General features: G+C 61.7%; 6 protein-coding genes. 4 read left to right on the forward strand and 2 right to left on the reverse strand.

The annotated features are described in order from the left end of the window. Both IF809_RS37700 and IF809_RS37705 read right to left on the reverse strand, forming a co-directional pair. Positions 1–173 (reverse strand): sugar phosphate nucleotidyltransferase (locus IF809_RS37700; RefSeq protein WP_462840016.1); only part of this gene is annotated, 173 nt, incomplete at its 3' end. Between the two features lie 24 nt (positions 174–197). After that, positions 198–1,208, reverse strand: a complete 1,011-nt coding sequence (locus tag IF809_RS37705; RefSeq protein WP_462840013.1) for an NAD-dependent epimerase — start codon at positions 1,206–1,208, stop codon at positions 198–200. Positions 1,209–1,500: 292 nt separating this feature from the next. Here IF809_RS37705 and IF809_RS37710 point away from each other — a divergent pair, with 292 nt between their 5' ends. From IF809_RS37710 to IF809_RS37725, 4 genes are all read left to right on the forward strand, one after another. Beyond that, on the forward strand, positions 1,501–2,616 hold the full coding sequence (locus IF809_RS37710) for a glycosyltransferase family 4 protein (protein WP_462840017.1): 1,116 nt from the start codon (positions 1,501–1,503) through the stop codon (positions 2,614–2,616). A gap of 67 nt (positions 2,617–2,683) precedes the next feature. Further along, the gene (locus tag IF809_RS37715; RefSeq protein ID WP_462840014.1) at positions 2,684–3,844 is read left to right on the forward strand and encodes a glycosyltransferase; all 1,161 of its coding nucleotides are present in this window, start codon (positions 2,684–2,686) and stop codon (positions 3,842–3,844) included. A 382-nt stretch (positions 3,845–4,226) separates the two neighbouring features. Continuing rightward, complete coding sequence (locus IF809_RS37720; RefSeq protein WP_453992687.1) at positions 4,227–5,450, forward strand: polysaccharide biosynthesis/export family protein; 1,224 nt, start codon at positions 4,227–4,229, stop codon at positions 5,448–5,450. A gap of 223 nt (positions 5,451–5,673) precedes the next feature. Then, the coding region (locus IF809_RS37725; RefSeq protein WP_462840015.1) for a glycosyltransferase at positions 5,674–6,256 on the forward strand (583 nt) is incomplete at its 3' end.

The raw sequence follows: 6,256 nt of genomic DNA on the forward strand, positions 1-6,256 counted from the left end.
ACGATCGGTCGGTCGAACAGCGCCGCGTCGGAGACGCGCAGCAGCGTGTCCTGGAAGGTCGAGCGCGCGCCGAACAGCGGCAGGAACTGCTTCGGGCGCACCTCGCGCGAGGCCGGCCATAGCCGCGTGCCGGCGCCGCCGCACATGATCAGGGGGATGATCTTCTGAGACACTTGCGAGTCACTCATGTCAGGGGGTCAAATACGATGATACTGTCGATACCATTCGACGAAGCGGCCGAGACCTTCCGCAATGGTCGTCGACGGCGCGAAACCGACGTCGCGCTGGAGCGCCGAAATGTCGGCCCGCGTCTCCAGGACATCGCCGGGCTGCATCGGCAGCAGTTCGCGGATCGCCGGCTTGCCGATGATCTTCTCCAGCGTCTCGACGAACTCGAGCAATTTGACCGACCTGTTGTTGCCGATGTTGTACAGGCGATACGATGCAGAGCTCGACGAATTTTCCGGCGCTTCCGCATTCCACGCCGGATTCGGCGTCGCAGGCCGATCGAGCGTGCGGATCACGCCTTCGACGATGTCGTCGACATAAGTGAAGTCGCGCCACATATCGCCGTTGTTGAAGATCTTGATCGGCTCACCAGCGAAGATCGCGCGCGTGAACAGCCATGCGGCCATGTCGGGCCGCCCCCACGGGCCGTAGACGGTGAAGAAGCGCAGCCCGGTCACCGGCAGCTTGTGGACATGCGCAAAGGTGTGCGCCATCAGCTCGTTGGCCTTCTTGCTCGCGGCATACAGGCTGACCGGATGATTCACCGATTGCTCGGTCGAGTACGGCAAGGTGCGATTGGCACCATAGACCGAGCTCGACGAGGCATAGACGAGATGCGCCAGGCCACGGCGCCGGCCGGCTTCGAGCACGGTAACAAAGCCGTCACAATTGGCGCGGATGCTGGTGATGGGATCGTCGATCGAGGCACGCACGCCGGGCTGGGCTGCAAGGTGCACGACGCGATCCGGCGAGACCTCGTCGAACACGCGCGTCACCGCAGCGAAATCCGCAAGATCGATCTCGTAGAATTTGAAACCTTTGATGGGCTCGAGCGTTGCGAGCCGCGCCCGCTTCAGAGCCGGATCGTAATAGGGAGTGATTGAATCGATGCCGACGACCTGCTCGCCGCGGGCCAACAGCCGTTCACAAACGTGCATCCCGATAAAGCCGGCAGCGCCGGTCACGATCACTGGTCGCAAAGTCGTCCTCTCGTTCGTTGCGCGAAGCAATGCCAGACCAGGGCATCAGAGGCAAGGTTTGCACACTCGCGACACGTCAAATCAGTCGGTCCATGTAAGCGCATCGAAATGTGTAGGAAACATGATGGCATCGCGCAGCCTTGCATGCTATCGGCCTGTGTGGACGTTCGCACGCCAACGTCACATGAGCTACACGTCTTAGAGCGCATATATTTCGGCGCGAATGCTCAGTCTAAAGGCAGCGTTCGCGCAACATACACGCAACAACACCCGCAAAGAAAAAGCTAGACTTTTGAAACTCTCTATCAACGGCAGGTTCCTGACGCAGTCGCTGACAGGCGTGCAACGCTACGCCGCCGAGATCGTCAAAGCGATGGACGGCTTGCTGGCGAGCGGCAATGCCGCGCCGCAACTCCTGGATGCAGAGTGGCAGATTCTCGTGCCGCCGGCTGCGACGACGCTTGGCGAACTTCGCCGCATCAAGGTCAAGCAAGTCGGGACCTTGCAGGGACATGCGTGGGATCAGATCGATCTGGCGCGCGCGGCCGCCGGCACGCGCCTCATCAGTCTCGCCAATTCCGGCCCCGTGCTTCACCGCGACCATCTCGTCGTGATTCACGACGCCCAGGTCTTCAAGCGGCCGGACTTCTTCAGCCGGAAATACCTCGCTCTGCACCGGACGCTCGGCCGCTTGCTGGCACGCACGGCAACCATTGCAACGGTTTCGACGTTTTCACGCAACGAACTTGCCAGCGTGCTCGCGCTGGATCCGGCGTCGATCCCCATCATTCCAAACAGCGCGGAGCACTTCGCGTCGGTCGAGCCAGATTTCTCGATCATCGAATCGCTGCGCCTCGAGCCCCATCGATTTTTCCTCTTTGTCGGCTCGATGACGAAGAACAAGAATGTCGACACCGCCATCCGCGCAGCCGAACGGCTCGGCCGCGCGGATTTTCCGCTGGTCGTGGTCGGAGGCGACAACGACAAGGTTTTCGGAGGCGGTGCGACCCAGTCGAGCGGGGGGATCGTGCGCGCGGGCCGCCTCAAGGACGAGCATGTCGCCGCGCTGTTCGCCAGGGCTGCCGCGTTCGTTTTTCCGAGCCTGTACGAGGGCTTCGGCATCCCGCCCCTCGAAGCGATGTACTTCGCCTGCCCGGTCATTGCGAGTTCCGCCGCGGCCGTCCGCGAGACCTGCGCCGACGCTGCTGTCTACTTCGATCCCCTCGATGCCGACGAACTATCGGCGAAAATGCGCGAAAGGATTGATCTCGGCAGGATTTCTCCCTTGGAACAAGCGAAACAGCGGGAGCGTCTGGCGACATATTCATGGACCAAATCAGCTGCCGCCATGCTCCAGGTGCTCGCCAAGCCGGTTCGGCAGACCGGCCCCGGCGGAACAGCACGATGACGCGGCCTAAATCTTGCTGCTTGGAGGCGTTAGAGGTGGCTTGTGCAAGACAAGGAAGGATCGACCGTTGTCCCGCGGCCTGAAGGTTCTGCATGTCGCCGAAACGGTGAGAGGCGGCATTGCGACCTATCTGAACGAGCTTCATCCGCACCAGCGCGCGAGCTTCGGGCGCGGCAACGTCAGCTATGTCGTTCCGTCCGACCATCGCGATGACCTCGTCAACATCGAGGATGACGCCGTCACCACCTTCCCGCGCGAAGGCCGCAATGCCCTCGGCCTGTTCGCGATGCTATCTGCAACCATGCGTGCGGTTCGGCAGCAGCGGCCTGACATCATTCACCTGCATTCGTCGTTCGCCGGACTCGTCGTCCGTCCGGCCCTGTGGATGGCCTACCGGCGTTCGCGCATCGTCTATTGTCCGCATGGATGGGCCTTCGGCCGCGAGACCGGCCGCCTCAGCCGCGCCGTGACCGAGTTCACCGAGCTTCTGCTGTCCAAGCTGACCCATCGCATCGTTTGCATCTCCGAGAGCGAGCGAACCGACGCCATCAGGGTCGGCATTGCGGCAAAACGCCTCGTCCTGGTGCACAATGGAATCTCCAAGCAGCGCCCCGCGCACGAGACGAGCGCAGCACCGTCGCGTTCGGAGAAGATCAAGGTTCTCTTCATCGGACGCCTCGACCGCCAAAAGGGATATGATCTCCTGATCGAGGCGGCGCGCGCACTCGGAGATATCCTCGATGTGCGCCTCATCGGCGCGTCGGTCATCAGCAAATTCCGCAGCAGCGACCTGCCGGCTAACGTTTCACTGCTGGGCTGGATGGACCGTCACCAGATCGAGGCCGAACTGGACCAGGCTGACATCGTGGCGATCCCTTCGCGCTGGGAGGCATTCGGCCTCGTCGCCATCGAGGCCATGCGGGCAGCCAAGCCAATCATCGCGTTCCGCATTGGCGCGCTACCCGAAATCGTCGAAGACGGCGTGACAGGCGTGCTCTGCGACGAGGTCTCGCCCGAACAGCTGATCGACGGATTTCGGCGCGCAGCGCAGCTGGATTTGACCGCAATCGGCCGGGCCGGATACGAGCGCTTCATCCGCCTCTACGACATCGAGCAGACCCACCGCGCGCTCTCGCAGGTGTATGCCGAGGTCTTGCAAAGCGGCGAGAACAAGGCGGGACAAGAGGCCAAGCTGCAGTCCGACTTCCCGAACAATCTCCGATCCTGAAAACGCTCGATGGACGTCATGCTGCGGGATGCCGCTGTCGAAGATCAACGCAGGTTGACGAACCGGGCCCGCAAAATGCAACGCAGAGTCACTTCGGCTCGGCATCTCGCGCCTGAAGTTCAGAGCGTGCTTTCGCGCGCGATCAAATCGCCTTAATCGTGACACCGATCTGACACGCGCATGTCCGGTTTGCGCATTGCATAGAAAAATGACAAGGGTCCGCACAAGTTTTGGACAGCCATTCAAACAGGTTCGCAGAGACACAAGTTGCAATAAGGTCACAGCCATAGCTGCTTTACCATAAACAGGAAGACGTAGCCGTGACTCAGCATGAGGTTGGTTGCTACGGTAAATCAGATTTTACGTGAGTGAGGAAATGACATTGACGGCGACCGAACAAATTCATTGGGACTTCGGGATTAGCCGGATTCTGGCCATTGCTGCGGTTGGCATTTCCTTGACGGGCTGCGCGAACGTCATTCCGCTCGATGCACCCGATGCCGTGGCCACGCACACCAATGCCGCGCTGGTTACCGAGCCGAGCGCGCCGCTCGCCTATGCCCTGATGCCGGTCAATCCCGCCGTGATGCAGGCAACCAACGCCTTCACCGACAGTTCGGGATTGATCTTCTCGCATCTCCCCGGCGGAAATTATCGCGACGTCACGATCGGCGTCGGCGACATCGTCACCGTCACCGTCTACGAAGCCCAGGCGGGCGGCCTGTTCATTCCGCGCGAAGCCGGCGTGCGGCCGGGCAACTTCGTCGACATTCCGCGCCAACAGGTCGATCAGTCCGGCAACATCAACATCCCCTACGCCGGATCGATCAAGGTCGCCGGACTGACGCCGCGCGCTGTCTCGAACATCGTCCGCGAGCGGCTCAAGGATCGCGCCATCGACCCGCAGGCGGTCGTGAGCGTCGCCGAGCAGCGCGGCAACCAGATCAGCGTGCTCGGCGAAGTCAACTCGCCGCAGCGCTTTCCGGTCGACCCGGGCGGCATTCGCCTGATGGGTGCGATCGCGCGCGCCGGTGGCCCCAAATATCCGTCCTATGAGAGCACGGTCACGATCAAGCGCGAAGGACGCACCTACAGCGAGTCGATGTCCTCGGTCGTGCATCACCCCAACGAGGATGTGCTGCTCGCGCCCGGCGACGTTGTCTTCCTCACCCGCATTCCCAGGGTCTACATGGCGTTCGGCTCGACGCCGTCGCCGGGCTCGATCGGCGGCACCAACAACCGCCGCTTCACCTTCGAGAACGACAACATGTCGCTGGCCGAGGCACTCGCCAAGGCGGGCGGTCTCGACGGCGCGCGTGCCGATTCCAAGTCGATCTACGTCTATCGCTTCGAGCCGAAGCCGCTGCTCGAGCGCATCGGGATCGACGTGTCGCAATTCCCGACCAAGACGGTCCCCGCCGTCTACAAGTTCGATATGAGCAAGCCCGACGGCTGGTTCCAGGCCGATACGTTCAGGATGCGCGATCACGACGTGATTTCGGTCGCGGAATCGCCATCGACTGAATTTATCAAGCTGATGAACCCGCTGGATGCGGCCTCGACGAATGCGTCGAACATCTCCAGCGTCGTGGTCAACTCGAAGTAACAACGACGACGCACGTTCATCTGGCGCGGCCCGGCCCGGATTCTTCCATCGCGGAGATCCGGACCGAGCCTCCATGGCCTGCTTCTTGAATATCGGATGACGATTCGGTCTCGTCCCGGTGTGAATCGTTCACGCCGTTTTGGGACCGAATGCGATTGCAGAGCCAGCTGTTGCATGGCAAGCGAGGTGCGCCCCCGTCATCGATCAACGCATGAGGCGATCGTTGAAGATACTCATCGTGAACACGCTCTATCCACCCGACATCATGGGCGGAGCCGAGGTATCGGTATCGCTGCTCGCAGAAGCCTTCATGCGCAATGGCCATCACGTTGCCGTCGTCAGCCTGCAGAAGGCCGGCGACGTATCGGTGGGCGATCGCAACGGCATCCGCACCTACAGAGTGCAGATCGACAACGCCTACTGGCCGTTCAGACAGGACCGCAAGCCGCCGCGTCTGGACCGCCTGCGATGGCACCTGCGCGATACCTGGAATAGACGCGCGGCGAAGCGGTTTGGCGCCATTCTCGATACCGAGAAGCCGGATGTCGTTCACACCAACAACCTGACCGGATTTTCCGTGTCCCTGTGGGCGGAGGCCAAGCGCCGCAACATCCGGATCGTCCATACGCTGCGCGACTACTCGCTGATCTGCAAGCGATCGACGCTCTTCAGCAAAGGCGCGACCTGCGAGCAGCGTTGCCTCTCGTGCTCGACGATGACCCTGCCGCACCTCTATGCATCCCGGATGGTCGATGCAGTGGTCTCCAACAGCCAGTACGTCCTCGACCGGCACCTGAAACTCGGCT

This window comes from Bradyrhizobium sp. UFLA06-24, from assembly GCF_054967145.1.